Raw genomic sequence first — 2256 nt, forward strand, 5'->3', positions numbered from 1 at the left:
CTGCACAACGAAACCGACGTCGTCGCCCGTTTCGGCGGCGACGAATTCGTCATCATCCAGTTCAACTTCAAGGGCATTGCCAATGCAGAAAAACTCGCGAAGCGCATCGTCGAGACAATCGGAAAACCGTTCCGCGACAAGAGCCGCGAGATGCATGTCGGCATCAGCCTGGGCATCGCGGTTTTCCCCGACGACGGTGGAGATGCCGACGCGCTGCTGAGAAACGCCGATACGGCGCTTTACCGGGCGAAGAGTGAAGGGCGCAATCAGTATCGGTTCTTCGAACCCGGAATGGACGCTATGGTACAGGCACGGCGTGCGCTGGAGATCGACCTCGAGACCGCGCTGCCGCGCCAGGAATTCGACCTCGACTTCCAGCCCATCATGAACATCGCATCCGGGGAGATCGTCGGCGCCGAAGCCTTGATGCGCTGGCATTCGCCGACACGCGGCACGGTGGCGCCGGACAGCTTCATTCCGGTCGCCGAAGACACTGGATTGATCGTGCCGCTTGGCGAATGGGCGCTGAGGAAAGCCTGCACGGCGGCGGCCGACTGGCCCGCCGGCCTGCGCGTCGCGGTCAATGTCTCGGCCGTGCAACTTAAAAGCGGCAGCTTCGCCCGCAGCGTCATCTCGGCGCTGGCTTTCTCCGGCGTGCCAGCCGATCGGTTGGAGCTGGAAATCACCGAAACCGTGCTAATGGACGAAAGCGAGGCGGTGCTGAGGACGCTGCGGCAGTTGCGCGAACTCGGCATCCGCATCGCGCTGGACGATTTCGGCATCGGCTATTCCTCGCTCGGCTATCTCAGGCGTTTTCCCGTCGACAAGATCAAGATCGATCGTTCGTTCATCCACGACCTGGGCAATCGTGACGCCGCGGCGATCGTTCGCACCGTCATCGGGCTGGGCGCCGAGCTTGGCATCACTGTCACCGCCGAGGGGGTCGAGACCGAGGTGCAACTCGACATCCTGCGCGGCAATGGCTGCACAGAGGCGCAGGGCTATCTGATCGGCGTGCCGTCAACGGCGGCCGAGATCCAGCGTCTGCTGAAATCCCGAGCACTGCACAGCCAGACCGGCTGAGGCCGGCCATCGTCAACGCAGCGTGTCGATGTATTTGCCGTGGAAGCTGACATAGCCGGGCTCGACCACCTTGAGATGCCGCTCGATCAGCGCATGAAACCGCGGCAGTTGATGAAACGGCACGCCTGGATAGGCATGATGCTCGGCATGGAACGGCATGTTCCACGCCAGCCTGCGGACCAGCCAATTGGTCAGCGTGGTCCTGGTGTTCTCCAGCATGTTGGCGACGAACGGACAACGGCCGTGCTCGGCTAAGAGATAGAGGCGCAGAAACGGCTGCCCCAACAGAGCGGGCAAGATCCAGACATAGACAAGCACCGAGAGCCGGAAATAAAGGGCCAGCAGAAGGACCACGGCATAAAAGGCAATCATGGCGCGTGCCTCGCTGCGTACCTTGTCATAGCCCTTTGGCGGAACGTAGCTTTCGCGACAACCGCCCGCCGCGTTAGCATAGAGCGTCTTGAGGTGGCCCCACCATAACGGGATGCCGGATATGTGGACGAGGTATTGCCGCCATGTCTCCGGTTTCGGGAAGGCCAGTTCAGGGTCGTTCTCCGGGTCTTGCGTGTATCGATGGTGGGCAAAGTGGAAGTAGCGGAACCAGTCCGCCGGCAGTGCGATCGCCAGACTGCACACCCGCGCCACGACATCGTTCAGCCGCTGTGCCTCAAAAGCCGTGCGATGAACCGTCTCGTGCAGCAGCGTGAACAGGAAGACGATGAGGATACCTTGCGGAAGCATCAGCAGTGGCCAGAACGGCACCTTGGCGGCGATCAGCGATCCGACGACCACGATCGCGCCCCAATGAGCAGCAAGCTGAACGAGGCCCGCAACATCAGACTTGGCGGTCAGCCGGTTGCGCTCCTCCTGCGTCAACGATGAAATTACGTCACGATGATCCACGTGCTTCGATCCAGACTGGAGTTTGATGAACCCATTGTAGCCAATGAACAACCTTTCCAAAAACGACGATTTCTGCAATCTAGATAAGCAGAACTTATCTATTCGGTGAGTATGGCCGTACCTCCCTCTCTCAAAGGACTTCAAACTTTCGAGGCTGCGGCCCGTACAGGCAGCTTTGCCGCGGCAGCGGAAGAGCTTTCGGTGTCGGCCGCTGCCGTCAGCCAGCTCATCCGCACGGTCGAGGAGCAGATGGGCCGCAAGCTGTTCCAC

3 protein-coding genes are annotated in these 2256 nt (G+C 60.7%); 2 read left to right on the forward strand and 1 reads right to left on the reverse strand.

Annotated elements, in window-relative coordinates; genetic code table 11:
- The coding region (locus tag EN964_RS32255) for a bifunctional diguanylate cyclase/phosphodiesterase (RefSeq protein ID WP_164776202.1) at positions 1–1083 on the forward strand (1083 nt) is incomplete at its 5' end.
- Between the two features lie 12 nt (positions 1084–1095).
- On the opposite strand, the gene EN964_RS32260 is transcribed toward EN964_RS32255, so the two are convergent.
- On the reverse strand, positions 1096–1986 hold the full coding sequence (locus EN964_RS32260; RefSeq protein ID WP_127268531.1) for a fatty acid desaturase family protein: 891 nt from the start codon (positions 1984–1986) through the stop codon (positions 1096–1098).
- Positions 1987–2097: 111 nt separating this feature from the next.
- On the opposite strand from EN964_RS32260, the gene EN964_RS32265 reads away from it, so the two are divergent.
- A partial coding sequence (locus tag EN964_RS32265; protein WP_127277277.1) for a LysR family transcriptional regulator occupies positions 2098–2256 on the forward strand: 159 nt, incomplete at its 3' end.

The sequence above is a fragment of the Mesorhizobium sp. M7A.F.Ca.CA.001.10.2.1 genome, from assembly GCF_003998575.1.
Lineage (GTDB): Bacteria > Pseudomonadota > Alphaproteobacteria > Rhizobiales > Rhizobiaceae > Mesorhizobium.